25 protein-coding genes are annotated in these 25613 nt (G+C 66.4%); 17 read left to right on the forward strand and 8 right to left on the reverse strand.

Features of this window, described 5'->3' with window-relative positions; genetic code table 11:
* Positions 1–121 precede the first annotated feature (121 nt).
* The gene (locus HU751_RS19405) at positions 122–904 is read right to left on the reverse strand and encodes an IclR family transcriptional regulator (RefSeq protein WP_186735100.1); all 783 of its coding nucleotides are present in this window, start codon (positions 902–904) and stop codon (positions 122–124) included.
* Between the two features lie 189 nt (positions 905–1093).
* Here HU751_RS19405 and hmgA point away from each other — a divergent pair, with 189 nt between their 5' ends.
* From hmgA to HU751_RS19425, 4 genes are read left to right on the forward strand one after another with little or no spacing between them, the layout of a single operon-like run.
* Positions 1094–2395: a homogentisate 1,2-dioxygenase gene (hmgA, locus tag HU751_RS19410; RefSeq protein ID WP_050706861.1), complete on the forward strand. Its 1302-nt coding sequence runs from the start codon at positions 1094–1096 to the stop codon at positions 2393–2395.
* 3 nt (positions 2396–2398) lie between these two features.
* Positions 2399–3691 (forward strand): fumarylacetoacetase, encoded by a 1293-nt coding sequence (gene fahA, locus HU751_RS19415; RefSeq protein WP_186735102.1) that lies wholly within the window; start codon positions 2399–2401, stop codon positions 3689–3691.
* Between the two features lie 12 nt (positions 3692–3703).
* Complete coding sequence (gene maiA, locus HU751_RS19420; RefSeq protein WP_186735104.1) at positions 3704–4333, forward strand: maleylacetoacetate isomerase; 630 nt, start codon at positions 3704–3706, stop codon at positions 4331–4333.
* A gap of 51 nt (positions 4334–4384) precedes the next feature.
* On the forward strand, positions 4385–5734 hold the full coding sequence (locus HU751_RS19425; protein ID WP_186735106.1) for an MFS transporter: 1350 nt from the start codon (positions 4385–4387) through the stop codon (positions 5732–5734).
* Here HU751_RS19425 and HU751_RS19430 read toward each other — a convergent pair.
* Positions 5723–6529 carry a SirB1 family protein gene (locus tag HU751_RS19430; RefSeq protein ID WP_186735108.1) on the reverse strand — a complete coding sequence of 269 codons (807 nt, stop codon included), beginning with the start codon at positions 6527–6529 and terminating at the stop codon, positions 5723–5725. The genes HU751_RS19425 and HU751_RS19430 overlap by 12 nt on opposite strands.
* Before the next feature lie 123 nt (positions 6530–6652).
* Between HU751_RS19430 and HU751_RS19435 the strand changes: the two genes are divergently transcribed.
* From HU751_RS19435 to HU751_RS19445, 3 genes are all read left to right on the forward strand, one after another.
* Positions 6653–7672, forward strand: a complete 1020-nt coding sequence (locus tag HU751_RS19435) for a Leu/Phe/Val dehydrogenase (RefSeq protein WP_050706856.1) — start codon at positions 6653–6655, stop codon at positions 7670–7672.
* Between the two features lie 115 nt (positions 7673–7787).
* On the forward strand, positions 7788–8429 hold the full coding sequence (locus HU751_RS19440; protein ID WP_050706855.1) for an MBL fold metallo-hydrolase: 642 nt from the start codon (positions 7788–7790) through the stop codon (positions 8427–8429).
* A gap of 95 nt (positions 8430–8524) precedes the next feature.
* A complete protein-coding gene (locus HU751_RS19445; protein WP_028689530.1) occupies positions 8525–9244 on the forward strand; it encodes a YiaD family glycine zipper/OmpA-like lipoprotein in 720 nt (239 codons plus the stop codon).
* Positions 9245–9327: 83 nt separating this feature from the next.
* Here HU751_RS19445 and pta read toward each other — a convergent pair whose 3' ends face one another.
* A complete protein-coding gene (gene pta / locus HU751_RS19450; RefSeq protein WP_062364613.1) occupies positions 9328–11418 on the reverse strand; it encodes a phosphate acetyltransferase in 2091 nt (696 codons plus the stop codon).
* Positions 11419–11450: 32 nt separating this feature from the next.
* Positions 11451–11753, reverse strand: coding sequence for a DUF3565 domain-containing protein (locus HU751_RS19455; protein WP_062572837.1), 303 nt, complete (start codon positions 11751–11753; stop codon positions 11451–11453).
* On the opposite strand from HU751_RS19455, the gene HU751_RS19460 reads away from it, so the two are divergent.
* The 4 genes from HU751_RS19460 (at position 11752) to HU751_RS19470 (ending at position 14137) form a co-directional block, all read left to right on the forward strand.
* Positions 11752–12237 carry an FKBP-type peptidyl-prolyl cis-trans isomerase gene (locus HU751_RS19460; RefSeq protein WP_050706853.1) on the forward strand — a complete coding sequence of 162 codons (486 nt, stop codon included), beginning with the start codon at positions 11752–11754 and terminating at the stop codon, positions 12235–12237. The two genes, HU751_RS19455 and HU751_RS19460, sit on opposite strands and share 2 nt — an antisense overlap.
* A gap of 146 nt (positions 12238–12383) precedes the next feature.
* Positions 12384–12866, forward strand: coding sequence for a glutathione peroxidase (locus HU751_RS19465; protein WP_050706852.1), 483 nt, complete (start codon positions 12384–12386; stop codon positions 12864–12866).
* A gap of 123 nt (positions 12867–12989) precedes the next feature.
* A complete protein-coding gene (locus tag HU751_RS26865) occupies positions 12990–13298 on the forward strand; it encodes a transposase (RefSeq protein ID WP_062574409.1) in 309 nt (102 codons plus the stop codon).
* An 8-nt stretch (positions 13299–13306) separates the two neighbouring features.
* Positions 13307–14137 carry an IS3 family transposase gene (locus HU751_RS19470; protein WP_264082599.1) on the forward strand — a complete coding sequence of 277 codons (831 nt, stop codon included), beginning with the start codon at positions 13307–13309 and terminating at the stop codon, positions 14135–14137.
* Positions 14138–14226: 89 nt separating this feature from the next.
* Here the strand turns inward: HU751_RS19470 and fecA are convergent, their stop codons facing one another.
* From fecA to HU751_RS19485, 3 genes are all read right to left on the reverse strand, one after another.
* Positions 14227–16536 (reverse strand): TonB-dependent Fe(3+) dicitrate receptor FecA, encoded by a 2310-nt coding sequence (gene fecA / locus HU751_RS19475; protein ID WP_186733483.1) that lies wholly within the window; start codon positions 16534–16536, stop codon positions 14227–14229.
* A 148-nt stretch (positions 16537–16684) separates the two neighbouring features.
* Complete coding sequence (locus HU751_RS19480) at positions 16685–17611, reverse strand: FecR domain-containing protein (protein WP_186733484.1); 927 nt, start codon at positions 17609–17611, stop codon at positions 16685–16687.
* The gene (locus HU751_RS19485; protein WP_110735845.1) at positions 17608–18102 is read right to left on the reverse strand and encodes a sigma-70 family RNA polymerase sigma factor; all 495 of its coding nucleotides are present in this window, start codon (positions 18100–18102) and stop codon (positions 17608–17610) included. The genes HU751_RS19480 and HU751_RS19485 overlap by 4 nt, the downstream gene beginning before the upstream one ends.
* A 179-nt stretch (positions 18103–18281) precedes the next feature.
* Between HU751_RS19485 and HU751_RS19490 the strand changes: the two genes are divergently transcribed.
* From HU751_RS19490 to HU751_RS19515, 6 genes are all read left to right on the forward strand, one after another.
* Complete coding sequence (locus tag HU751_RS19490) at positions 18282–18587, forward strand: DUF3649 domain-containing protein (protein WP_186712930.1); 306 nt, start codon at positions 18282–18284, stop codon at positions 18585–18587.
* A complete protein-coding gene (locus tag HU751_RS19495; RefSeq protein WP_186733485.1) occupies positions 18584–20146 on the forward strand; it encodes a PepSY-associated TM helix domain-containing protein in 1563 nt (520 codons plus the stop codon). The genes HU751_RS19490 and HU751_RS19495 overlap by 4 nt, the downstream gene beginning before the upstream one ends.
* On the forward strand, positions 20146–20472 hold the full coding sequence (locus tag HU751_RS19500) for a DUF3325 domain-containing protein (RefSeq protein WP_186733486.1): 327 nt from the start codon (positions 20146–20148) through the stop codon (positions 20470–20472). The genes HU751_RS19495 and HU751_RS19500 overlap by 1 nt, the downstream gene beginning before the upstream one ends.
* Positions 20473–20476: 4 nt before the next feature.
* Positions 20477–21028: an RNA polymerase sigma factor gene (locus HU751_RS19505; protein WP_225933334.1), complete on the forward strand. Its 552-nt coding sequence runs from the start codon at positions 20477–20479 to the stop codon at positions 21026–21028.
* Positions 21025–21996 carry a FecR family protein gene (locus tag HU751_RS19510; RefSeq protein ID WP_186733487.1) on the forward strand — a complete coding sequence of 324 codons (972 nt, stop codon included), beginning with the start codon at positions 21025–21027 and terminating at the stop codon, positions 21994–21996. The genes HU751_RS19505 and HU751_RS19510 overlap by 4 nt, the downstream gene beginning before the upstream one ends.
* A gap of 218 nt (positions 21997–22214) precedes the next feature.
* Positions 22215–24617: a TonB-dependent siderophore receptor gene (locus HU751_RS19515; RefSeq protein ID WP_186733488.1), complete on the forward strand. Its 2403-nt coding sequence runs from the start codon at positions 22215–22217 to the stop codon at positions 24615–24617.
* Positions 24618–24647: 30 nt separating this feature from the next.
* Here the strand turns inward: HU751_RS19515 and HU751_RS19520 are convergent, their stop codons facing one another.
* The gene (locus HU751_RS19520) at positions 24648–25523 is read right to left on the reverse strand and encodes a helix-turn-helix domain-containing protein (RefSeq protein WP_186733489.1); all 876 of its coding nucleotides are present in this window, start codon (positions 25521–25523) and stop codon (positions 24648–24650) included.
* Positions 25524–25613: the final 90 nt, after the last annotated feature.

Raw genomic sequence — 25613 nt, forward strand, 5'->3', positions numbered from 1 at the left:
GCGCTTGATCCCGTGGGAAAAATAGCGGCTTATGACATTCACCTTTACGTTTCGGGTAAAAGTGCAAGGCGGACTATAGCCAGCCTGTGCAGTGAAAATCCGTAATGCTTTGTAAGCCCTTTCACTGATCCGCGCCGTATCCCATCCGCCAGCTGGTGGCCTGGGTGGCGGCGAGCAGGCGCCGGGCCGCCGGGCCGTGCTCGTCGGCATGGAAGATCGAGGTCGGCCCGACCACGGTCATCACCGCGGCGATCTGGCCCATGGCGTTGAACACCGGCGCGGACAGCGCATCCACCCCCGGCATCAGCAACCCGTGCACATGGTGCAGGCCGCGCTGGCGGATCTGCTCCAGCAGGGGCGCATAGTCGGCCGGCGTCTGGCCGAGCGTGGCCAGTTCCCGGTCGCGCAGCTCCACGGTCTCCCGCTCGGGCAGATGGGCAGCGAACACCAGGCCGGTGGACGAACTCAGCAACGGCAGCACCGAGCCGATCTGGGTCACCACCGTCACCGCCCGTACCGCCGGCTCGATGCTCACCACGGTCGCGCCCTGGTTGCCCCACACGGCGATGAAGCAGCTTTCGTTGAGCTCGTCGCGCAACTGCGACAGCGGCAGCGCGGCCACCTTCAGCACATCGATGCTGCCCAGGGCCGCCATGCCCACCCGCAACGCCTCGCGGCCCAGCCCGTAGTGGTTGGTGGCCGGATCCTGCTCGGCGAAGCCGCTGGCGATCAGCGCCTGCAGGTAACGGTGCACCTTGCTCGCCGGCATCTCGACATGCTCGGCCAGGCGCGACAGCGAGGTGGAGGGGGAGAGCTCGGCCAGGGCCTTGAGGATGTCGGTGCCGACTTCCGCCGAGCGGACCTTCTGTTTGCCGTTGTCGGCGCTGCTGCTGGCTTTGGCCATGGGGGACTTCTATGCGGATTTCTTGGGGTGGCGCCTTTATAGCTTGACGCCTGCGCGCGGGCAAATTACGTTATTCGTAATCTGATTACGATAAAAACAATGCAGACGCGCTGCCGCCCTTGGTGCCGGTTTCAGGATCGGGCCCGCAGCCAGCTGCCCGCAACGGCTCCCAGCAGCCCGGAGGCACCGATGACCCGCGACACTTCCCCTGAACTCGAGTACCTGAGCGGCTTCGGCAACGAATTCGCCAGCGAAGCCTTGCCCGGCGCCCTGCCGGTCGGGCAGAACTCGCCGCAGAAGGCCCCCTACGGGCTGTACGCCGAGCTGCTGTCGGGCACCGCCTTCACCATGACCCGCAGCGAACTGCGCCGCACCTGGCTGTACCGCATCCGCCCGTCGGCGCTGCACCCGCGCTTCGAGCGCCTGGAGCGCCAGCCGCTGACCGGCGCGCTGGGCGCCATCAACCCCAATCGCCTGCGCTGGAGCCCCCAGCCGATCCCGTCCGAGCCGACCGACTTCATCGATGGCTGGCTGCCAATGGTGGCCAACTCGGCATCGGAGAAACCGGCCGGGGTGAGCATCTACATCTACCGCGCCAACCGTTCCATGGAGCGGGTGTTCTTCAATGCCGACGGCGAGCTGCTGCTGGTGCCTGAACAAGGTCGCCTGCGCATCGCCACCGAGCTGGGCGTGCTCGAAGTCGGGCCGCTGGAGATCGCGGTGATCCCGCGAGGCATGAAGTTCCGGGTCGAACTGCTCGATGCCCAGGCCCGTGGCTACATCGCCGAGAACCATGGCGCGCCGCTGCGCATCCCGGACCTCGGCCCGATCGGCAGCAACGGCCTGGCCAACCCGCGTGACTTCCTCACCCCGGTCGCCCATTACGAAGAGAGCACCGGCCCGGTGCAGCTGGTGCAGAAGTTCCTCGGCGAACACTGGGCCTGCGAGCTGCAGCATTCGCCGCTGGACGTGGTTGCCTGGCACGGCAGCAACGTGCCGTACAAGTACGACCTGCGCCGCTTCAACACCATCGGCACGGTCAGTTTCGACCATCCCGACCCGTCGATCTTCACCGTGCTGACCTCGCCCACCAGCGTTCACGGCATGGCCAACATGGACTTCGTGATCTTCCCGCCGCGCTGGATGGTGGCCGAGAACACCTTCCGTCCACCATGGTTCCACCGCAACCTGATGAACGAGTTCATGGGCTTGATCCACGGTGCCTACGACGCCAAGGCCGAAGGCTTCCTGCCCGGCGGCGCCTCGCTGCACGGGGTGATGAGCGCCCACGGCCCGGATGCCGAGACCTGCGACAAGGCCATCTCGGTGGACCTGGCGCCGCACAAGATCGACAACACCATGGCCTTCATGTTCGAGACCAGCCAGGTGCTGCGTCCGAGCCGCCAGGCTCTCGAAAGCCCGCAGTTGCAGGCCGACTACGATAGTTGCTGGGCCACCTTGCCGAGCACCTTCAACCCGAACCGGAGATAACCGATGAACCACACCGCCATTGCCCGCAGCTGGGTCGAGCACGCCAACGGGCACCGCGACTTCCCGCTGCAGAACCTGCCCCTGGGCATCTTCAGCCGTCCAGGGCAGGCGCCACGTTGCGGCGTGGCCATCGGCGACGCGATCCTCGACCTCGAGGCCGTGCTGGCCGCCGGCCTGTTCGACGGCGCGGCCAAGGCCGCCGTCGAAGCCACCGCAGGTGGCGCGCTGAACGCCTTCTTCGCCCTCGGCCGTGCGGCCCGCGTGGCCCTGCGCGAGCGCCTGCTGGCACTGCTGGGCGAGGGCAGCGAGCACCAGGCTGCGCTGAAGGCCGCGCTGTACCCGGCCAGCGAATGCCAACTGCACCTGCCGGCGAAGATCGGTGACTACACCGACTTCTATGTCGGCATCGAGCATGCCAAGAACGTCGGCAAGCTGTTCCGCCCGGACAACCCGCTGCTGCCCAACTACAAGCATGTGCCGATCGGTTACCACGGCCGCGCCTCGACCATCCGTGCCTCCGGCGCCGATGTGCGCCGCCCCAAGGGCCAGACCCTGCCGGCGGGCCAGACCGAGCCGAGCTTCGGCCCTTGCGCGCGCCTGGACTACGAGCTGGAGCTGGGCATCTGGATCGGCCAGGGCAACGACATGGGCCAGCCGATCCCGGTGGGCGATGCCGCCGAGCACGTGGCCGGCTTCTGCCTGCTCAACGACTGGTCGGCGCGGGATATCCAGGCCTGGGAATACCAGCCGCTGGGCCCGTTCCTGTCCAAGAGCTTCATCACCACGGTGTCGCCGTGGGTGGTCACCGCCGAGGCCCTGGAGCCGTTCCGCTGCGCCCAGCCGGCCCGTCCGGAGGGTGACCCGCAGCCGCTGTCGTACCTGCTGGACAAGCGCGACCAGGCCGCCGGCGCCTTCGACATCGAACTGGAGGTGCTGCTGCTGACCGAGCGCATGCGCGAGCAGAACCTGCCGGCTCATCGCCTCACCCTGAGCAGCACCCGCAGCATGTACTGGACCGTGGCGCAGATGGTTGCCCACCACAGCGTCAACGGTTGCCAGCTGCAACCGGGCGACCTGTTCGGCTCGGGCACCTTGTCGGGCGCCGCGCCGGGTTCGTTCGGCAGCCTGCTGGAGATCACCGAGGGCGGCAAGCACCCGGTGGAACTGGCCAGTGGCGAGGTGCGCAAGTTCCTCGAGGACGGCGACGAGATCATCCTGCGTGCCCGTTGCGTGCGCGAGGGCGTGGCCAGCATCGGCTTCGGCGAATGCCGCGGCACCATCGTCGCGGCCAACTGAGGGGGCAGGGCGATGGAACTGTTCACCTACTACCGCTCCACCTCGTCGTATCGGGTGCGCATCGCCCTGGCGCTCAAGGGCCTGGATTACCAGGCCCTGCCTGTGAACCTGCTCAAGGGCGAGCAGCGCGGCGCGGACTACCTGGCGCTCAACCCCCAGGGCCGGGTGCCGGCCCTGCGCCTGGAGAGCGGCGAGCTGCTGGTGCAGTCGCCGGCGATCATCGAGTACCTGGAGGAAGCCTTCCCGCAAACGCCACTGCTGCCCCGTGCGCCCGAAGCCCGGGCCAGGGTGCGCGGCGTGGCGGCGATCATCGGTTGCGATATCCACCCGTTGCACAACGTCAGCGTGCTCAACCAGCTACGTCAGTTGGGTCACGACGAGGCCCAGGTCAACCAGTGGATCGGCCACTGGATCAGCCAGGGGCTGGCGGCGGTGGAGCAACTGATCGGCGATGAGGGCTTCTGCTTCGGAGCGACGCCGGGCCTGGCCGACGTCTACCTGATCCCGCAACTGTACGCGGCCGAGCGCTTCAACATCGACCTCGGCGGCTACCCGCGCATCCGCCGGGTGGCCGCCCTGGCCGAGCAGCACCCGGCCTTCCACCAGGCCCACCCGGCGAGGCAGCCCGACACGCCCGACTGATCGCCACCGCCCGCACCTGCACTCATAACAACAAAAGACAGGGACCTTGCGATGCACAACCAGATAGCCAGCTTTCGCGCGGCGCTCGACGCGCGCCCGGTGTCACCCTATCAGTGGCGCCTGCTGCTGCTGTTGATCCTGCTGTTGGTCACCGATGGTTATGACGCCCAGGTGCTGGGCTATGTGATCCCCGCACTGGCCCAGGACTGGGGGTTGGAAAAGGCCGCCTTCGGGCCGGTGTTCAGCGCCAACCTGCTGGGGCTGACGGTCGGTTCGCTGGCGGTGACGCCACTGGCCGACCGCTTCGGCGTGCGCCGGGTGCTGCTGTGCTGCGTGCTGCTGTACGCCAGCCTGACGGTGCTGATGGTGTTCGCCTCCTCCCTCGACAGCCTGATGCTGGCGCGCTTTCTCTGCGGCATCGGCATGGGCGGCGCCATGCCCAGCGCCATGGCGCTGATGGCCGACTACGCGCCGCCTCGACTGCGTACCCTGATGGTCACCCTGGCGGCCTGTGGTTTCTCCCTGGGTGGCGCGGCGGGGGGCTTTGTCGCCGCGGGCTTCATCGACCATTACGGTTGGCAGGCGGTGTTCCTTGCCGGTGGCGTGGCGCCGCTGCTGTTGTTCCCGTTCCTGGCCTTGTACCTGCCCGAGTCGCTGCCGCGCCTGCTGCGCGATACGCCGCCGTATGCCCGGTTGCAAAGGATTACCACCCGCCTGCTGCCGGGCTGGCAGGTGCCGGCGGCGCAGGTTGCCACCGATGAGCCAGCGGATAGCAAGCTCACCATGGTGGCGTTGTTCCGCGACGGTTTCGCCCGGCCGACCTTGCTGCTGTGGGGTACCTTCTTCGTCAGCCTGATCCTGTTGTACTTCATGATCAGCTGGCTGCCGTCGCTGTTGCAGGAAAGCGGGCTGGCGCTGAACCAGGCCAACCTGGTCACCTCGCTGTTCCTGTTCGCCGGCACCTTCGGCGCGGTGTGCTTGGCCTGGTGCGCCGACCGCATGGCCAACAAGGCCTATCTGCTGGCCGCCGTGCTGCTGGGAGCGGCGCTGTTCAGTGTGCTGGTCGGCCTGAACCACGACGACCCGCGCTGGCTGGTGCCCAGTGTGTTCGCCGCCGGCTTCTGCATCATCGGCGGCCAGCTGACGCTCAATGCCTTCGTCAGCAACTTCTACCCGGCCCAGGTGCGCGCCACCGGCACCGGCTGGGCCCTGGGCGTCGGGCGCTTCGGCTCGATCCTCGGGCCGCTGCTGGGCAGCCTGCTGCTGACCCTGCACATGCCGGTGGAACAGATCTTCTTCTTCTGCGCCATCCCGGCCGTGCTGGGGGCGTTGTTGATCAGCCGGGTGCGGGCGCCGCGGCCGCGCGAGCCGAAGGTCGAGGCCGAGGCTTTAATGGATTGAGCGCTTGCCGCTGGGCAACTGACCGAGGCGTTCGCTGAGTTTCAGGCGCTGCAGCGGGTCGTCGGTCAGCAGCAGGGCATGCTCCAGGTCGAAGCGTTCGGCCTGGGGGCAGTCCAGGTGCTGGTACAGCGTGGCGCGGGCCAGGTAGTCGCTGACCTGCACCGGACCCAGTTGCATGACCCGTTCGGCATCGACCAGCGCGGCCAGGTCGTTGTCGTTGCTGGTATGCAGCTGGCGCAGGTTGCGCGACAGGCGCTGGAGCATCTGCATCGGCGAGGCGCTGCGCAGGTGCTCGGCGCTCAGCGGCATCTGCGGGCCGTACTGGCGGGCGAGCAGTTCGCGGCAGTCGCTGGGATAGAGACGTCGGCCCCCGCAGGGGTCGAGCAGATGATCGGCGCCGGGTACGCGTAGCAGGAAGTGGCCGGGGAAGTTGACGCCCTCCAGCGGAATCGACAGACGACGCGCCAGTTCCAGGGCGAGGATGGCCAGCAGCAACGGCTGGCCGCGGCGGCGCTGCAGCACCTTGTCCATCAGGGCCGCCTGCGGTCGCAGCGGGTGGTACTCGTCCTGCTGGAAGCCCAGGGCGTTGAGCTGGCGCAGCAAGGGCTGGGCCAGCTCGTTGAGTGGCAGTATCGGCAGGCTGGTGCTGATGTCGCGTTGCAGTTCGTGCAGCCGGGCCAGGCTGGCCGTGGGGTCGACAGTGCCATCATGCTCGGCGGCGATCCACAGGGCGGCTTCCAGCAGGGCGACCGGCTCGCGTTCCAGGCAGGCCAGGCAGGCTTGGCGTGGGTTCATGGGACCTCTCCATCACGCTTAACTTGTAGCCCTGGCGTGGCTTTTCGTCCAGTGGTCCGCCCGTGCGATGTCCGGCCTCGACCTGTTTATACTGGTAGCAGCACCTCTTTGGGGAGCCCGTCTATGTTCGAGCTCATGCAAAGCACCCGCGCCCAGTCACTGCACCTGTTCATCGACCCGCCCACGGGCCTGAAGGCCGTGGTGGTGATCCACAGCGAACAGCTGGGCCCAGCCATGGGCGGCTGCCGCTACCTGCCCTATGCCGACGATGAGAGCGCCATGACCGACGCCATTCGTCTGGCCCAAGGCATGAGCTACAAGGCGGCCCTGGCCGGGCTGCCGATGGGCGGTGGCAAGGCGGTGATCGTGCGCAATCCGCATGTGGAAAACCGCGCGGCGCTGTTCGAGGCCTTCGGCCGCTTCGTCGACAGCCTCCAGGGGCGTTTCATCACGGCGGTGGACAGCGGCACCTCGACCCTCGACATGGACTGCATCGCCCAGTCCACCCCCTACGTGACCAGCACTACCGCCTCGGGCGACCCGTCGCCCCATGCGGCCATGGGGGTGTTCGCCGGCATTCGCGCCACCTCCATGGCCCGGCTGGGCAGCGACAACCTGGAGGGCCTGCGGGTGGCGGTGCAGGGCCTGGGCAACGTGGGCTATGCCCTGGCCGAGCAACTGCATGCAGCGGGCGCCGAGTTGCTGGTCAGCGACCTGGACCCGGGCAAGGTGCGCCTGGCGGTGGAGCAGTTCAGTGCCCACCCGGTGGCCCACGAGGCCTTGATCAGTACCCCGTGCGATATCTTCGCACCCTGTGGCGTGGGGCCGGTGCTCAACGGGCAGAGCGTGATGCAGCTGCGCTGCGCGGCGGTGGCGGGGTCGGCGAACAACCAGCTGACCACGTTGCAGGTGGCCGACCAGCTGGAGAGTCGGGGGATCCTGTACGCGCCGGACTACGTGATCAACGCGGGCGGGTTGATCTATGTGGCGTTGACCCATCGGGGGGAGGCCGTGGGCACCATCACCGCGCACCTGGCGCGAATTCCCACGCGCCTGACCGAGGTGTTCGCCCATGCCCAGGCGGAAAAACGCTCGCCGGCAAGGGTGGCGCAGATGTTGGCGGAGCGGTTGCTGTATGGCTGAGGCTCGGACCGGCCGCTTGTGGTGAAGACCGTTCCTCAATACCATCGAAAGGACCTCCGTCTTATTGCGCAGGGCGACTCCGAGCGGTCGTCATCTGTGATGTTCCCAGGTAGACATGAACCCATTACCCACCCTTATTCGTGAAACCTTCCCCGTCGGCCCGCTGCAGTGCAACTGCACCCTGATCGGCGACCCGCTCAGCAAGAAGGCCATCGTCGTCGATCCGGGCGGCGACGAGCAGAAGATCCTCGCCCGCCTGCAGCACCACGGCCTGACCCTGGTGAGCATCATCCACACCCATGCTCACTTCGACCATTTCCTCGCCTCGGGCAAGCTCAAGGAACTGACCGGTGCCACGTTGCACCTGCACAAGGCCGACCAGCCGCTGTGGGAAAACCTGGAAATGCAGTGCCAGATGTTCGGCATGCCCTACACGCCGGTGCCGTCGCCGGATCGCTGGCTGAGCGATGACGAGGAGCTGGCCTGCGGTTGCGGCGTGGCCTTGCACACCCCAGGGCATACGCCGGGCTCGATGAGTTTCTGGTTCGCCGAGCACAAGTTGCTGATCGCCGGCGATACCCTGTTCCGCCGTGGCGTCGGGCGCACCGATTTGTGGGGTGGCGATCAGCGGGCTATCGTTCGTTCCATCAAGGAACGGCTGTACCGCCTGGATGAGGAAGCCATCGTGGTGACCGGTCATGGCCCGGACACCCGCCTCGGCGACGAGATGCGCGAGAATCCGTTCGTGCGTGCCTGAGGTTTCATGGAATTTTTCCGCTGCGCTGCAATCCAAGGCTGGCATAGATCCGTAGGCGATCCGCTGCACTTTTGAATTTCAGTAGGAGCTTGTCCATGTTCACCATGCGTCGTCTGATTATCGTCGCTACCGCTGCAGCCCTGATGTCCGGTTGTGCCAGCCCCAACCCGTATGACAACCAGGGCCAGGCGCAGGGCTCCACAGGGATGAGTAAGACCGCCAAGTACGGTGGCCTGGGCGCGCTGGCCGGCGCCATCGCCGGTGCCGCCATCGATCACAACAACCGCGGCAAGGGCGCGCTGATCGGCGCCGCCGCGGTGGGCGCCGCCGCCGCCGGCTACGGCTACTACGCCGACAAGCAGGAAGCCGAGCTGCGGGCCAAGATGGCCAACACCGGCGTCGAGGTGCAGCGCCAGGGCGACCAGATCAAGCTGATCATGCCGGGCAACATCACCTTCGCCACCGATTCGGCGAACATTTCCCCAAGCTTCTACTCGCCGCTGAACAACCTGGCCAACTCGTTCAAGCAGTTCAACCAGAACACCATCGAGGTGGTGGGCTTCACCGACAGCACCGGCAGCCGCCAGCACAACATGGACCTGTCGCAACGCCGTGCCCAGGCGGTCAGTACCTACCTGACTTCCCAAGGCGTGGATTCGTCGCGGGTCAGCGTGCGTGGCATGGGGCCGGACCAACCGATCGCCAGCAACGCCGACGCCAATGGCCGTGCGCAGAACCGCCGGGTCGAGGTCAACCTGAAGCCGATCCCGGGTCAGCAGTATGACCAGCAGGGGACTGTGCAGCAGTATCCATAATTTGTAGTTCTGAACCGATGGGGCTGCTTCGCAGCCCTTCGCGGGTTTACCCGCGAAGGGACGCGTAGCGGCCCCATCTGTTTTCAGCGCTCGGTACTGGCCTGGATCGCCGTCAACGCGATGGTATGCACGATATCGTCCACCTGCGCCCCACGGGGCAGGTCGTTGACCGGCTTGCGCAGCCCTTGCAGCATCGGCCCGAGGCTGACGCAGTCGGCGCTGCGCTGCACCGCCTTGTGGGTGGTGTTGCCGGTGTTCAGGTCGGGGAACACGAATACCGTGGCGCGTCCGGCCACCGGGCTCGACGGCGCCAGTTGCCGGGCGATCTCGGGGTTGGCGGCGGCGTCGTACTGCAACGGCCCGTCGATCAGCAGGTCGTGCTCGGCCTGTTGCGCCAGGCGCGTGGCCTCGCGCACCTTCTCGACCTCCTCGTCGCTGGCCGCCGAATCGCTGGAGTAGCTGAGCATCGCCACCCGTGGCGCGATGCCGAACGATTCAGCGGACTCGGCGCTCTGCCGGGCGATCTCGGCGAGCTCCGCGGCACTGGGGTGCGGGTTCATCACGCAGTCGCCGTAGACCAGCACCTGGTCGGGGAACAGCATGAAGAACACCGATGACACCAGGCTGCTGCCCGGCGCGGTCTTGATCAGCTGCAAGGCCGGGCGGATGGTATTGGCGGTGGAGTGCACCAGGCCGGAGACCAGGCCGTCCACTTCGCCGAGGGCCAGCATCATGGTGCCGATCACCACCGGGTCTTCCAGTTGCTGTTCGGCCATCGGCGCGTTGAGGTTCTTGCTCTTGCGCAGCTCGACCATCGGTTCGACATAGCGGCCACGGATCAGCTCGGGGTCGAGCACCTCCAGGTCCGGCGGCAGGCTGATGCCCTGGGCGCGGGCCACGGCCTGCACATCCTCGGGCTTGGCCAGCAGCACGCAGCGGGCGATGCCACGGGCCTGGCACAGGGCGGCGGCCTGCACCAGCAGGGGCTCGGCGCCCTCCGGCAGGACGATGCGCTTGTTGGCCTGTTGGGCGCGCTGGATCAACTGGTAGCGGAACACCGCCGGCGACAGGCGCAGTTCCCGTGGCGTGCCGCAACGCTGGTGCAGCCAGGCGGCGTCCAGCTGGCTGGCGACGAAGTCGGTGATGAACTCGGCGCGCTCGCGGTCGTCCACCGGGATCTCGCGGTTCAGCGAGTTGAGCTGGTTGGCGGTGTCGTAGGAGCCGGTGCTCACCGACAGGATCGGCAGGCCGGCCTGCAGGGCGCCGCGGCACAGCTCGAGGATGCGCGGGTCGGGCTTGCTGTCGCTGGTCAGCAACAGGCCCGCCAGGGGCACGCCGTTGATCGCGGCCATGCACACGGCGAGGATGATGTCGTCGCGATCGCCCGGCGTCACCACCAGGGTGCCGGAGGTCAGCAGCGGCACTGTGTTGGCCACGGTGCGGGCGCAGATGATGATCTTGCTCATGCGCCGCTGGTCGTAGTCGCCGGCGTTGAGTACCTGGGCACCGAGCAGCTCGGCCACGTCGCGGGTTCGCGGGGCGTTGAGCTCGGCCTGGTAGGGGATGCAGCCGAGCAGGCGGAAGTCGTTGCCGCGCAGCAGCGGCGAATGCTCGCGCAGGCGCGTGGCGAAGTCGGCCATGCTTTCGTCGGTGCGCACCTTGTTGAGGATCACCCCGAGCACCTTCGGGTCGCGCGGGCCGCCGAACAACTGGGCTTGCAGCTCGACACGGCCGGACAGCTCGCTCAGTACCTCGTTCTCCGGCGCCGATACCAGGATCACCTCGGCGTCCAGGCTCTTGGCCAGGTGCAGGTTGACCCGGGCGGCATAGCTGGCATGGCGGGTCGGCACCATGCCCTCGACCACCACCACGTCCTTGCCGACGCAGGCCTGCTGGTAGAGGCGGATGATCTCCTCGAGCAGCTCGTCGAGCTGGCCGTCACCGAGCATGCGCTCGACATGGCCCAGGCTCAGGGGCGTGGGCGGCTTGATGCCATGGGTGCGGGCGACCAGCTCGCTGGAGCGCTCCGGGCCGGTGTCGCCGGGGTGCGGCTGGGCGATCGGCTTGAAGAAACCGACCTTGAGCCCCGCGCGCTCCAGGGTGCGCACCAGGCCCAGGCTGATGGAGGTCAGGCCGACGCCGAAGTCGGTCGGCGCGATGAAAAATGTCTGCATGCGTGCTTCTCGAAATAAGCGGTGCAAGGAATTCAGCGGCCAAGGGTATCGCTAACCGCCCCCTGCGCGCACCAGCCGCAGGCGAATACCTGGCCGATGCGCCGGGCGCGCTCGTCGGCATCGAGCACCCAGGGCCGCGCCTGCCACGGCGGCTGGTGGCGCAGGTGCTGGGTATGGCCGCAGGACAGCTCGACCACCCAGTGGCCCTCTTCGTCGAGGTGGAAGCCGGTGATCCGACTGATGGGCGGCCCTTGGTCCGAGTCGCGTTCGCAATCGGTCGATGCGTTGGTTACACTTGTCCGTTCTACATTCTTTTGCAAAAGGTCTTGCCCCATGCTGATCGCCGCCAACAAGGCTGTCTCCATCGACTATACCCTCACCAACGACGCTGGTGAGGTCATCGACAGCTCCGCCGGTGGTGCGCCGCTGGTCTACCTGCACGGTGCCGCCAACATCATCCCGGGCCTGGAAAAAGCCCTGGAAGGCAAGCAGGCCGGTGACGAGCTGACCGTTGCCATCGAACCGGAAGAAGCCTACGGCGAGTACTCGGCCGAACTGGTCAGCACCCTGAACCGCAGCATGTTCGAAGGCGTCGACCAACTGGAAGTCGGCATGCAGTTCCACGCCTCGGCGCCGGACGGCCAGATGCAGATCGTCACCATCCGCGACATCGACGGCGACGACGTCACCGTCGACGGCAACCACCCGCTGGCCGGCCAGCGCCTGAACTTCAAGGTCAAGGTTGTCGACGTGCGTGACGCCAGCGAAGAAGAGATCGCTCACCGTCACATCCACGGTGAAGGTGGTCATCACCACTGATTTTCTGCGCTAAGCTCAGAGAGTCGCCAGGCGCTCGGGCAAGCCGGACTTGCCCTCCTCAGGAGGGTGGACGGTTTGGCCGCGCGCCTTTTTAGTGGGCGGGATTCGCCCCAGCGGCAATCGGGAACCTGAGAGGGGATTTCATCATGAGTGCATTTCACGACCTGACGTTGAAGGCGTTGAACGGCGAGGACCTGCCGCTGGCCCCGTTCAAGGGCCAGGTGGTGCTGGTGGTCAATGTCGCCTCCAAGTGCGGGCTGACGCCGCAGTACAAGGCCCTGGAGAACCTGTATCAGGATTACCGGGACAAGGGCTTCAATGTGCTGGGCCTGCCGTGCAACCAGTTCGCCGGCCAGGAACCTGGCAGCGAGAAGGAAATCCAGGAATTCTGCAGCCTCAACTATGGGGTGAGCTTTCCGCTGGGCGCCAAGCTCGAGGTCAACGGGCCACAGCGTCATTCGCTGTATCGCCTGCTGGCGGGTGAAGGGGCCGAGTTCCCCGGTGATATCACCTGGAACTTCGAGAAGTTCCTGGTTGGCAAGGATGGCCGTGTATTGGCGCGTTTCGCCCCGCGTACCGCGCCGGATGATCCGACCGTGGTGCAGGCGATCGAGAAGGCGCTGGCCTGATCTGTACCCACACCCCTGTAGGAGCGGCCTTTCCGGCCGGTCCGACGCCTCGGCAAGGTGAACTGGCCTAATGATCCCGGACACCTCTTAAGGGCGATATGATTCGCCCATTCAGGAGGTTCCATGCAAGAGCGAAAGACCTATACCCGCGAGTTCAAGCAACGTGCTGCAAGCATGGTTCTTGACGACAACTGTTCGGTTCCCGACGTCTGCGCATCGATGGACGTCGGTCCAACGGCTCTGCGCCGGTGGGTGGATCAGGTTCGTAAAGAACGCCAGAAAGGACAGCCAGTGCCAGGCACCAAGGCGATTAGTGACGAACAGCGGGAGCTCCAGCAGTTACGCGCCAAGATCAAACGCTTGGAGACCGAGGCCGAAATATTAAAAAAGGCTACCGCTCTCTTGATGTCGGATCCCGGTCGTTTTTCCTGATCGAGGAGCTGAGAGAGTCAGGCTCGTATCCGACCAGCCAGCTTTGCAGTGTTCTGGGCGTTTCCCGTAGCGCGTTTTACGACTGGCTCCATCGCCGCTCAGTACCGGATACCGAGCGCGATGCGCTCAGGGAAAAGGTTGTGCAACTGCATGCTGAAAGCAGAGAAAGTGCCGGTGCAAGAATGATCTCTCAGTACTTGAAGGCCCAGCAACTCAAAGTGGGAAGGTATCTGGCTGGAAGACTTATGGCGGAGGCAAACCTGACCAGCAGGCAGCGCCGTCGCCACCAATATCGCTCTAAAGGTGTTGAGGCATTTGTGGCCAAGAATGTCCTTGAACGTAATTTCCGGCCAGCAGCAGTCAATCAGGTTTGGTGCGGCGACGTTACCAGCCTGATGGTCGGAAAGCGCTGGTATCACTTGGCTGTGGTCATTGACCTGTTCGCCCGCCGGGTCGTTGGCTGGGCATTTTCTCTGATCAATGACGCCAACCTGGTCGCCAAAGCACTGAGAATGGCTGTGGAAGTACGAGGCAAGCATACGGGCTTGATGTTTCATTCGGATCAAGGTTGCCAATACACGAGCCAGCGCTTCCAATCCGAACTGCTTGAGCATGGCATAACCCAAAGCATGAGTCGTAGAGGCCAATGCTGGGACAACGCACCGACAGAGCGCTTGTTCGGCACGCTCAAGTCAGAGTGGGTGCCCACTAAGGGCTACACAGAGATCGAAGAAGCCAGACAGGATATGACCAGCTTCTTCATGCGTTACAACCGAGTCAGGCTCCACAGCTACAACAACTACCTGTCGCCAATAGCCATGGAGCAGCAGGCGGCTTGATCACCGTAATCGGTGTCCGGAAAAACTTGACCAGAACAAGGCCGCTCCTACAGGGGACGGCGAAAGTCGCGATTTCCCGCCCCGGTCTGTCAGAACGCTACCGACGTCTGCACATACAGCGTCCGTGGTTCACCCACGTACTTGCCCTTGTTGTTGTCGTCGAACGAGCGGGTGTAGTACTCGCGGTTGAACAGGTTCTTCACCCCCACCGCCACCTTCAGGTTCGACAGCGCAGGGCCGAAGTCATAGCCGGCGCGGGTGCTGACCAGCATGTAGCCGGGGATGCGCCCGGTGCTGCCGTCGGCGCTCTCGCTGGCGGTGTTGGCGTTGTCGGCGTACTGGCTGCTCTGGAAGCTGCTGTCCAGGTTCAACTGCCACGGGCCTTCGGTGTAGCCGATCCCCAGCGTGCCTTTGTGGCGGGACGAGAACGGTACCTGGTTGCCCTTGTTCGGGCCGTCCTCGCGGATGGTTGCATCGACGAAGGCGTAGCCGGCGTGCACATCGAAACCGGCCAGGGCCGGGCTCAGGCCGTCGAGGGCGTAGCGTACGCTGGTCTCGATACCCTGGTGGCGGGTCTCGCCGCGGGCGATCACCGAGTCGTTGGTCTGGTTGCTTTCGTACTGGTTGTCGAAGTTGATCAGGAAGGCGCCGATCTCGGCCTGCAGGTCGCCATTGTCGTAGCGGGTGCCGACTTCCCAGGTGCGCGCCTTCTCCGGCTTCACTTCGCCGCTGCTGACACGGTTGGGCATCTGGCTGTACTGCACGCTGCCGAACGAGCCTTCGGTGTTGGCGTAGAGGTTCCAGTTGTCGGTGAGGTGGTACATTACGTTCAGCGCGGGCAGGGCAGTGTTGTAGCTGCCCTGGTATTGCTGGCCGTTGAGCTTGTTGCTCTGCTCGGAGTCGATCATCTCGTAGCGGATGCCCGGGGTGATGGTCCAGCGGCCGATGTCGATGCGATCATCCAGGTAGATGGCGTGGGCTTCGGTGCTGCCGCGGGTGTCGCGGTCGTTGCGGCTGGCGGTGGTCGGCAGGGCGCCGTTGACCGGCTCGCGGTAGCGCAGTTCATGCCCGGCCTCGTTGACGTAGCGGTAGCCGATGCCCAGTTCGTGCCAGCTGTCACCCAGGGCCAGGCCCTGCGAGAAGCGGGTCTCGATGCCGCGTACCCAGTACTCGCGTGGCGACAGCGAGACGAAGCTGCCCTGGTCGAGGTAGCCGCTGCGCAGGGTCTTGGTGAAGAAGCTGTTGACGCTGAACTGGCGGTCGTCCTGCTTGTAGTCGTAGCCCAGGTTGAACAGGGTGCGGCGGCCCCAGAACTTGTCCTTCAGGCGGGTCGACTGGTACGGGTCGGCGTCGAAGTCGGCGGTGCTCAGGCCGCCGGGCATTTCGGCTTCGCCCTCGTAGTACTGGGCCATGGCGTGCAGGCTGTTGGCTTCGTCCAGCTGCAGCTTGCCCTTTAGCATCAGGTCGTCGATCTGCGTGTCGCTGTGTTCGCGCCAGTCGCTGCCGCGGGTGCCGGAGTAGAGCAGGGCGCCGCCCAGGCCGTTGGCATTGGTGCCGCCGATCAGCAGGTTGGCGCTGTTCTTCAGGCCATCCTGGCTGGATGACGGGCTGATCTGGTTCTGCATCGCTGCCTTGAAGGTGGCTTCTTCAGGGATGGCGCGGGTGACGAAGTTGACGATGCCGCCGACGTTCTGCGGCCCGTAGCGCACCGCGCCGCCGCCGCGCACCACATCCACGGCGTCCATGTTGCCCAGGCTGATCGGCGCCAGCGACAGCTGCGGCTGGCCGTAAGGGGCGAAGGGCACCGGGATGCCGTCCATCAGCACGGTGGAGCGCGAGGCCAGGCGTGGATTCAGGCCACGGATGCCGAAGTTCAGTGCCAGGTCGTGGCTGCCGGTGCCGTTGTTTTCCGGGGCGTTGACGCCGGGAATGCGGTTGAGCACTTCGCGGGCGCTGCTGGCGCCGCTGCGTTCGAATTCCTCGCGGCGCACCACGTCGCGGGCGCCTGGGTGCTCGAAGACGTTGTCCTGGCGGGCCTCGGCCAGCCAGTCGCCGACCACGGTCGAGGCGCCCAGCTCGATCGGGGCGTTGCTGCCCGTTGCCGGCAGCGCTTGCAGGCTGTAGGCGTTGTCGGTCTCCAGGCGCGCCTGCAGGCCGCTGCCGCGCAGCAGGGCATCGAGCCCCTGGCCGACCTCGTACTGGCCTTCCAGGCCTGGGCTGCTCAGGCCCTGGGTGAGGCCCGGGCTGAACGAGATCAGCGCGCCACTTTCGCGACCGAACTGGTTCAGGGCCTGTTCCAGTGTGCCGGGCGCGATGTGGTAGGCGCGGGGCTCGCCGGCCAGGGCGAGCGGGGCGGCGAGGATCAGGGCGTAGGCGAGGGGGCTGAGGCGCAGGGGCATGTGACGGAGGTCCTGTGACAAGGGGTTCTGTCTTCTCTGTCACGCGAGGTTCGGGAAAGGGCTCAACTGATTTGAAATAAATTTGGGTTGGAGCCGATATTCGTGGGAGCGGGCTTGCCCCGCGATGACCATGTCGGTTGCTTGCCTCTCAACCTGTTGACGCCGCCTCGAGCGACACCCAGTAACGGGTGAACCGCCGCACCTTCACCGGCAGCGTCACTTCCAGCATCTCCAGGATCCGCTCACTGTCTGCCAGCGGATACGATCCGGAAATCCGTAGATCGGCCACCCGCTCGCTGCATCCCAACTGCCCGAGTCGATACCGCGACAGCTCGGCGAGAAAGTCACCCAGGCGCATCTGTGACGCCACCAACATACCTTCCACCCACGCCGCCCGGTTGGGGTCCAGCGGTGCGACCGCCTGCCAGCCGCCCCGGGCGAAGCGCGCCTGGTGCCCGGCCAGCAACGGTGTGCCGGCCACGCTGGCGCTGCCGCTGAACACCGATACCAGGCTGAAACCGTCGAACTGACGGACGTCGAAGCGTCCGCTTTCCAGATGCAGCTCGCCCTGGGCCGTGGCCAGGCGCAGTGGCCGTGGATCGTTGATCACCTCGAGCAGCAGCTCGCCTTCCTGCAAGCGCACCAGGCGTTGCCGGCCGTCGAAGCGCACATCGGCGGCGCTGCGGGTGTTCAGGTGCAACTGGCTGCCGTCGTCGAGGGTCAGGCGGCGGCGCTGGCCAACCGGGCTGCGGTAGTCGGCCATCAGTCCGGGCAGTGGATTGTGCGGGTACAGGCCCAGCCCGGCGGCACTGGCCACCCCTGCCAGCAGCAGCGCCTTGAGGGCACGGCGCCGGGCCGGTGAGGGCGGCGCCTGCAGGGTGGCATGGACCACCGGGGCGGCGACGCCGCGCAGGCGCTGGTTGACCTGCTGGATATGGGCCCAGGCCCGCTGATGTTCGCTGTCGGCCTGCAGCCAGCGCTCCAGGGCCTGGTGCTGGTCGAAGTCGTCGCTTTGCGACTCGATCAGCCAGTGCACCGCCTGTTCGGCGATTTGCGAGGAAAAGGCTGCGTTCACAGGGCGAAATAGCAGCGCAAGGCCGCCTTGTGCAGGTAACGCTTGACCGTCGCCAGGGAAATGCCCAGCTCGCGGGCGATCTCGCCCTGGCCCAGGCCATCGACCTGGGCCAGCAGGAAGGCGCGCTTGACCAGCGGCGGCAGGCTATCGAGCAGGCGGTCGAGTTCGAGCAAGGTATCGAGGATGATGGCTTTGTCTTCCTCGCTGGGGGCCACCTGCTCGGGCAGTTGGGCCAGGGCCTCGAGATAGGCGCGCTCCAGTTCCTGGCGGCGGAAGTGGTTGCACAGCACGCGCTTGGCCACGGTGGTGAGGAAGGCACGGGGCTCGATCAGCTGCGGCGCCTCGCGGGCCTGCAGCAGGCGCAGGTAGGTGTCCTGGGCCAGGTCGGCGGCACTCTGCGGGCAGCCCAGGCGCCGTCGCAGCCAGCCGGTCAGCCAACTGTGATGGGCGTGGTAGAGGCCTTCGACGGTGGAAGAGAGGGCACTGGACACCGATACGACTCCGGCGCCGCAAAGCGCAACTGGAAGTAAGAATTGTTCGCATTGTATTCATGCTGTTGGTGTTCGGCAATCGCTGCCGACGCAAGGCATGCTTACCGCTGGTGCCGGCATGCTTTGCTTATGAGAATTGAAATCATTAGTATTGCAGCCCCAATTCCCGGACCCTCGCCATGAAGAGCAAAGCCGCCGGCCTTCCCCTGAGCTACCGCCTGGCCGTGACCTCACGCAGCCTGGCCGCGCTGCTGGGTGGCTACCTGCTGGCGTCGATGGCCAGTGTCTGCATCACCCTGCTTGCGCCGATGACCCAGGCCGATGCGACGATGACCGGGATGATGCTGTCGTTCGTCTTCTACCTGATCGCCTTCATCTGGTGCTTCGCCTGCCGCAGTGCCTGGCGCGCCTGGCTGGGCGTGCTGCTGCCAAGCCTGGCGCTGGGGCTGATCAACGCACTGGCCTACTGGATGAACCTGCCATGAAAGAAGGCTTCCGCCAGGCCATGGCCTGGCTGCATACCTGGACCGGCCTGATCTTCGGCTGGCTGCTGTTCGCCATCTTCCTTACCGGAACGCTGTCGTACTTCAAGGAAGAGATCAGCCACTGGACTCAGCCCGAGGTGCAGAGCCATCCGCTGGACCCGGTGAGCAGCCTTGGCCTGGCCCAGCGATACCTGGAATCCAATGCCGGCCACGCCAGCACCTGGTTCATCCGCCTGCCCAGCGAGCGCGAGGCAGCGCTGAGCGTCAGCTGGCGCGACCCGAACGGCGGCGGGCGTCGAGGTTTCACCGACAAGGAACTCGATGCCCGCACCGGCGAGGCGGTCGAGGCCCGTGACAGCCGTGGCGGCGAGTTCTTCTACCGCTTCCACTTCCAGCTGCAGATGCCCCACCCCTGGGGTCGCTGGCTGTCGACCTTTTGCGCCTTCATCATGCTGCTGGGGCTGGTCACCGGGATCATCACCCACAAGAAGATCTTCAAGGAGTTCTTCACCTTCCGCCCGGGCAAGGGCCAGCGCTCCTGGCTCGATGGCCACAACGCCATCGGCGTGCTGGTGCTGCCATTCCACCTGATGATCAGCTACAGCAGCCTGGTGATCTTCATGTACATGGTCATGCCGGCCAGCATCCTGGCCAGCTACGGCGACAGCAGTGGCTATTTCAACGATGTGTTCGGCCGCGACGAAGTCCCCAAGGCGGCGGCCCAGGCCGCGCCGCTGGCGCCACTGACCGAACTGTACGCCAAGGTCCAGGAACAGGCGCCGGGTGCGCGCATGGGCTACATCCAGGTGCACAATCCCGGCGACCGCAACGCCCGGGTCACCTTCACCCGCGCCTCGGCCGACAGCGTCGCCTACCAGCGCAGCGCCACCTGGACCTTCGATGGCGTCAGCGGCGAGCTGCTGCGCCGGGGCGCGCCGGAAAGCGCGGCGATGACCACCTCCTTCACCTTCGTCGGCCTGCACATGGGCAATTTCGCCGGGCCCTGGCTGCGCTGGCTGTACTTCGCCTTCGGCGTGGCCGGCACGGCGGTGATCGGCACGGGCCTGGTGATGTGGCTGGGCAAGCGCCAGCTCAAGCATGCCAAGAGCGAGCGCATGCCCGGCGAGCTGCGCCTGGTCGAAGTGCTGAACATCGCCAGCATGAGCGGCCTGTTGCTGGGCGTGACGGCGTTCTTCTGGGCCAATCGCCTGCTGCCGACGGCCATGGCCGGGCGCGCCGACTGGGAGATCAACGCCTTCTTCCTGGCCTGGGGCGCGTCATTGCTCCACGCCATGCTGCGCAGCGGGCGTCGCGCCTGGGGCGAGCAACTGACCCTGGGGGCGCTGGCGTTCGCCTTGCTACCGGTGGTCAACGCGCTGACCACCGACAAGGGGTTGGACCACTCCATCGCCGCGGGTGATTGGGCGATGGCCGGTTTCGACCTGACGGCGCTGGCCACCGGCCTGTTCCTGGCCTGGGCCGCCGGCAAGATGCTGCGTGCGCCCATGCCAGTCGCCAAGCGTGCGCCACGCGCCGCCAAGACCGTGGAGGCGAGCTGATGCTGGGTGTCGCGCTGATGGGCTTCGCCGGTTTTGCCGGCCTGTGCCTGGCCATGGAAAAACACTTCAACGACCTGCTCGGGCGCAAGCCCACGGGCCGGCAACTGCAAGCCCTGAGGATCACGGGCTGGGCCTTGCTGCTGCTGTCGTTGATCCTCGCCGAGCACGGGCGCGGCTGGGCCCTGGGCCTGGTGGAGTGGATCGCCGTGCTGATGGCCGGCGTGACCCTGTGGGTGTTCGGCCTGCCTTACCAGCCGCGCTTGCTGCTTGGGGCGGCGCTCGCCAGCCTGGTGCTCGGGCCGCTGTTGGCCGTGCTGGCGGTCTAGGCCCTTGAGCGACTCCGAGGCCGGCGGCGGTCGGGCGCGCTTTCTCCAGGTGTTCCTGGCCCAGCGCGCGCGCATGGAGGCGCTGGTCAGCCGGCGTGTCGGCTGCCGCGCCACGGCGTCGGACCTGGTCCAGGACCTGTTCCTGCGCTTCTGGCGGCGCCCCGAGGTGAAGGTCGAGGCGCTCGACACCTACCTGCTGCGCAGCGCCAGCAACCTGGCCATCGACTACCTGCGCAGCGAAGGCAGCCGCGACCGGGCGGCCGAAGGCCTGCACGACCCCGACGAATCGCAGGGCAGCCAGGCCCCCGAGCAGGCACTGGAGGTCGACCACGACCTGCAGCGTATCGAGACGGCCCTGCGAGCGTTGCCCGAGCGCACGCGGCAAATCTTCCTGCTCAACCGCATCCATGGCTGCACCTACGGTGAGATCGCCAAGGCCATGCAGTTGTCCCAGAGCGCGGTGGAAAAGCATATGATGCGCGCCCTCGAAGCGTGCAAGGCGAGCGTCGCCGAACCCGCGTCCCCACTACGCCGGCCAGGGAGCGCCCGTCGATGAGTCTTGAACAGCCGATCACTGCCGCACAGTCCCAGGCCGCCCTGCGCTGGCTGGGGCGCATCCAGCAGCAGCCGGCGCAAGCCGAGGGCGCGGCGTTCAAGCGTTGGTTGCTGGAGAGCCCGGCCCATCGCCAGGCCTATGCCGAGGCCCAGGCGTTGTGGCGCCTGAGCGAGGCACCGGCGGCGCGGCTGGCGGCCGAGGAGCGAGAGGGCCTGCAACACTATCTGGACGCCATGCGCCGACCCACGCGCAAGCGGCCGTGGCGCGGCCTGGCGGTGGCGGCGTGTCTTGTGCTGGCGCTGGGATGCGCGGCGGGCTGGCAGCCGCAGTTCTGGCTGCAGGACCTGCGTGCCGACTACACCAGCGGCGCGCAGGTGCGGCAGGTGACCCTGGTCGATCATTCGCGGCTGACCCTGGATGCCGGCACGGCCGTGGCGGTGGATTTTGCCCAGGGCGAACGGCGCGTGCGGTTGCTGCGCGGCGCGGCGTTCTTCGAAGTGACCCATACCGGCGAGCCGTTCCTGGTGGATGCCCAGGGCGGTGAAGTGCGGGTGCTGGGGACCCAGTTCGAGGTACGCGGGCAGGGTGATGGCGCCCAGGTCACCGTGCGCAGCGGGCGGGTGGCGGTGACGGCGGCCAAAGGGCAGGCGGCCCGCGAGCTGACGGCCAACCAGCAGCTGGCCTATGCCGGCGGCGTGGCCGGCGGGGTCGAGGCGGTGGACAGCGACAGCCGCCTGGCCTGGCGTCAGGGCTGGCTTAACTATTACCAGGTGCCGTTGGCGCAGGTGATCGAGGACCTTGGGCGTTACTACCCTGGGCGGATCCTGTTGCTCGACGGGGAGCTGGGGCAGCGTAGGGTCAGTGGCAGTTTCCCGGTGGCGGAACCACTGGCGGCGCTGGATTCGCTGGGCAAGGTGATGGGCTTCTCGCGGCAGACGGTGCTGGGGCGGCTGACCGTATTGCGTTGACCTGTTCCGACGCCGTCGCGGGGCAAGCCCGCTCCCACGCGCCCGCTTCCACGCAATTGCTTTGGGAGCAGGCTCGTGGGAGCGGGCTTGCCCCGCGATAGCGTCGATAAAGCAAAAATTTTTCGATCAGGTGATGAGGTATCCCCCCACGGCATCCGTGTAGTGAGTGGAAGTGCGATTCATTCGCAAACGATCATCCCTCTCACAGGTCCGCGTCCATGAAGTTCACCCCGCGTTGCGTCCCGCTCTGGTTCGGCCTCTGCTCCCTGCCCGCTATCGCCATCGTGCCCCAGGCCCTGGCCGCGCAGCAGAGCCAGGTCTACAGCTTCGCCCAGCCAAGCCAGCCGCTGGCCCAGGCACTCAACGCCTTCAGCCGCGCCACCGGGCAGAGCGTGGTCTACACCCTGGCCCTGCCGGATGTGCAGGCCCCGGCACTCAACGGCACCTTCGACGCCGACCAGGCGCTGCAGCAGTTGCTCGGCAACTCGGGCCTGGCCTGGCGCCGCCTTGACGCCCGCACCCTGACCCTGGAGCCGGTCGACAGCTCCGGCGCGCTGAATCTTCAGGCCACCACCATCAATTCGCAACTGGACGACTACAGCTACCAGCCGCCGGCCAGCGCCTCGATCATGCGCGGGCAGGGTGCGACGCTGGACATTCCCCAGGCCGTCAACGTGGTCCCGGCCCAGGTGATCCGCGACCAGGCGCCGCGCAACCTGGACGATGCGCTGTACAACGTCAGCGGCATCACCCAGGGCAACAATTTCGGCGGCACCGCCGACACCGTGATGAAGCGCGGCTTCGGTGACAACCGCGACGGCTCGATCATGCGCGACGGCATGCCGATCGTGCAGGGCCGCGCCCTCAACGCCAGTACCGAGCGGGTCGAGGTGCTCAAGGGGCCGGCCTCGCTGTTGTATGGCATCCAGGACCCGGGCGGGGTGATCAATGTGGTCAGCAAGCGCCCGCAACTGCAGCAGTACAACGCCCTGACCCTGCGCGGCTCGACCTATGGCAGCGGCAAGAACGGCAGCGGCGGCGGCCTGGACAGCACCGGGGCGCTGGGTGACAGCAACCTGGCCTACCGCCTGATCGTCGATCACGAGGACGAAGACTACTGGCGCAACTACGGGGTGCACCGCGAGTCGCTGGTGGCGCCGTCGCTGGCCTGGTACGGCGAGGACACCCAGGTGGTGCTGGCCTATGAGCACCGCGAGTTTCTCTACCCGTTCGACCGTGGCACCGCCTTTGGCAGCGACGGCCACCCCTTGAACATTCCCGCAACCCGCCGCCTCGACGAGCCGTTCAACGACATGGAGGGCCGCTCCGACCTGTACCGCCTGGAGGTCGATCATCGCCTGGCCGACGACTGGAAACTGCACTTCGGCTACAGCTTCAACCGCGAGACCTACGACGCCAGCCAGGTCCGCGTGACCGGCGTGGATGAAAGCAAGGGCACGCTGTCACGCAGCATCGATGGCACCCAGGGCGCCCTGAGCCGCGACCAGTTCGCCACCCTCAGCCTCAACGGCAGCGTCGAGCTGGCGGGCATGCGCCACGACCTGGTGGTGGGTGTCGATCACGAGGACCGCAAGGTCTACCGCGCCGACCTGATCCGCCAGAACAGCCGCTCGACCTTCAGCTACCTGAACCCGGTCTATGGCCGCGAAGTGGAAGGCACCAGCGTGCGCGCCACCGACAGCGACCAGACCGACAAGCTGCGCACCGACTCGCTGTTCCTGCAGGACGCCTGGCACCTGGACGAGCACTGGATCCTGGTGGCCGGCGGGCGCTTCCAGCAATACGACCAGTACGCCGGTCGCGGCCGCCCGTTCAACGTCAACACCGACACCAGCGACCAGACCTGGGTGCCCCACGCGGGCGTGGTGTACAAGGTCGATGACCAGCTGTCGTTCTATGGCAGCTACAGCGAGTCGTTCAAGCCCAACTCGACCATCGCCCCGCTGAGCATCGGCGGTGGCCGCACCCTGACCCTGGACTCAGGTATAGCGCCGGAGGAAGGCAAGTCGTGGGAGCTGGGGGCCAAGCTCGATGTACCGGGTGCGCTGACCGGTACCCTGGCGCTGTTCGACATCACCAAGCGCAACGTGCTGGTGGCCGATGGCGACACCCAGCCGGGCACCATTCTCTACAGCAACGCGGGCGAAGTGCGCTCACGGGGCGTCGAGCTGGACCTGACCGGCCAGCTCAGCGAGCGCTGGAGCCTGATCGGCGCCTACGCCTTCACCGACGCCGAGGTGACCAAGGACCCGCAGCTCAAGGGCAATCGCCTGCAGAACGTCGCCCGGCACAGTGGTTCGCTGTCGGCGGTGTATGACTATGGCAGCCTGTTCGGCGGTGATCGCCTGAGACTGGGGGCTGGTGCGCGTTATGTGGGGGAGCGTGCGGGGAACGCGACCAATGACTTTGACCTGCCGGCGTACACGGTGGCGGATGCCTTTGCCAGTTATGAAACGAAACTGGACGAGCACAAGGTGCGGTTGCAGCTGAACGTGAAGAACCTGTTCGACAAGGTGTATTACAGCTCGGCGGTGAACCGGTACTTCGTAGCGGTGGGGGATGCGCGGCAGGTGAGCTTGTCGAGCACCTTCGAGTTCTAGATCGCCGGGGCCGCAAAGCGGCCCCTGGATTCAACTGGCAAACGCAGCTCGGTACTCCCCCGGCGTCGCCCCCAGCGCCTGCCTGAACCGGTTGCTGAAATGACTGGCACTGGCAAACCCGCACAACAACGCCACTTCCCCCAAAGGCAACGTGCCCATGCGCAGCAACCGGCACGCCCGCTGCAGCCGCCGGGCCAGCAGGTACTGATGCGGCGGCAGTCCAAAGCTCGCCCGGAACATCCGCGCGAAGTGGTACTCGGACAGGTTGCAGCGCAGCGCCAGCTCCCCCAGCGTCAGCGGCTGGTCGAGGTTGGCCTCGATATAGTCCACCAGTTGCCGGCGCTGGTGCGGTGCCAGCCCACCCTTGAGCTTCAGCCCCTGGCGCAGGCCGACCTGGTTGAGCACGGCGTGGTCGATGATGTCATGGGCCAGGCTGCTGGCCAGCAGGCGCTCGCCGGGCTCGGCCCAGTCCAGCCCGATCAGCTCGCGAAAGCGTCGGGCCTGCTGCGGGTCTTCGAGGAAGGTCGCCTCGCGCAGTTGCATCTCCCGCGGCTCGCGGTCCAGCAGGCGGGTGCAGCCGAGGGCGAACTGTTCCTCGCTGATATACAGGTGGGCCAGGCGGATCGAGCCGTTGATCACCCAGTTCGACTCGTGGCCGGCGGGCATCACGCACAGCTTGTCCGGCGCGCCGCGATCACTGGGGCGCTGGCGGCGGAAGGTGCCGGTACCGTCGGCGATGTAGCACGACAGCGTGTGATGGCTGGGCGCTTGGTAGTCGCGGGTATCGTCGCGGTTGCTCCACAAGGCCGCCGCCAGCCCGTCACCCAGGTGCGCGCTCAGCTCCAACCGGGCGTGGGGCGAGGCGTTCAGGACGTTGAAGACCTGCAGGTGATCGAGTGGGGGCATGGGCGGTTCCTCTGCTGGCCATCGTACTGCGCTGGCGCCGGGATGGCAGCTACCCGGGGAGGAAAAGCGCAAGTTTATGCAAGCGCCGAA

This window comes from Pseudomonas peradeniyensis, assembly GCF_014268935.2.
In the GTDB taxonomy this organism is placed as follows: domain Bacteria; phylum Pseudomonadota; class Gammaproteobacteria; order Pseudomonadales; family Pseudomonadaceae; genus Aquipseudomonas; species Aquipseudomonas peradeniyensis.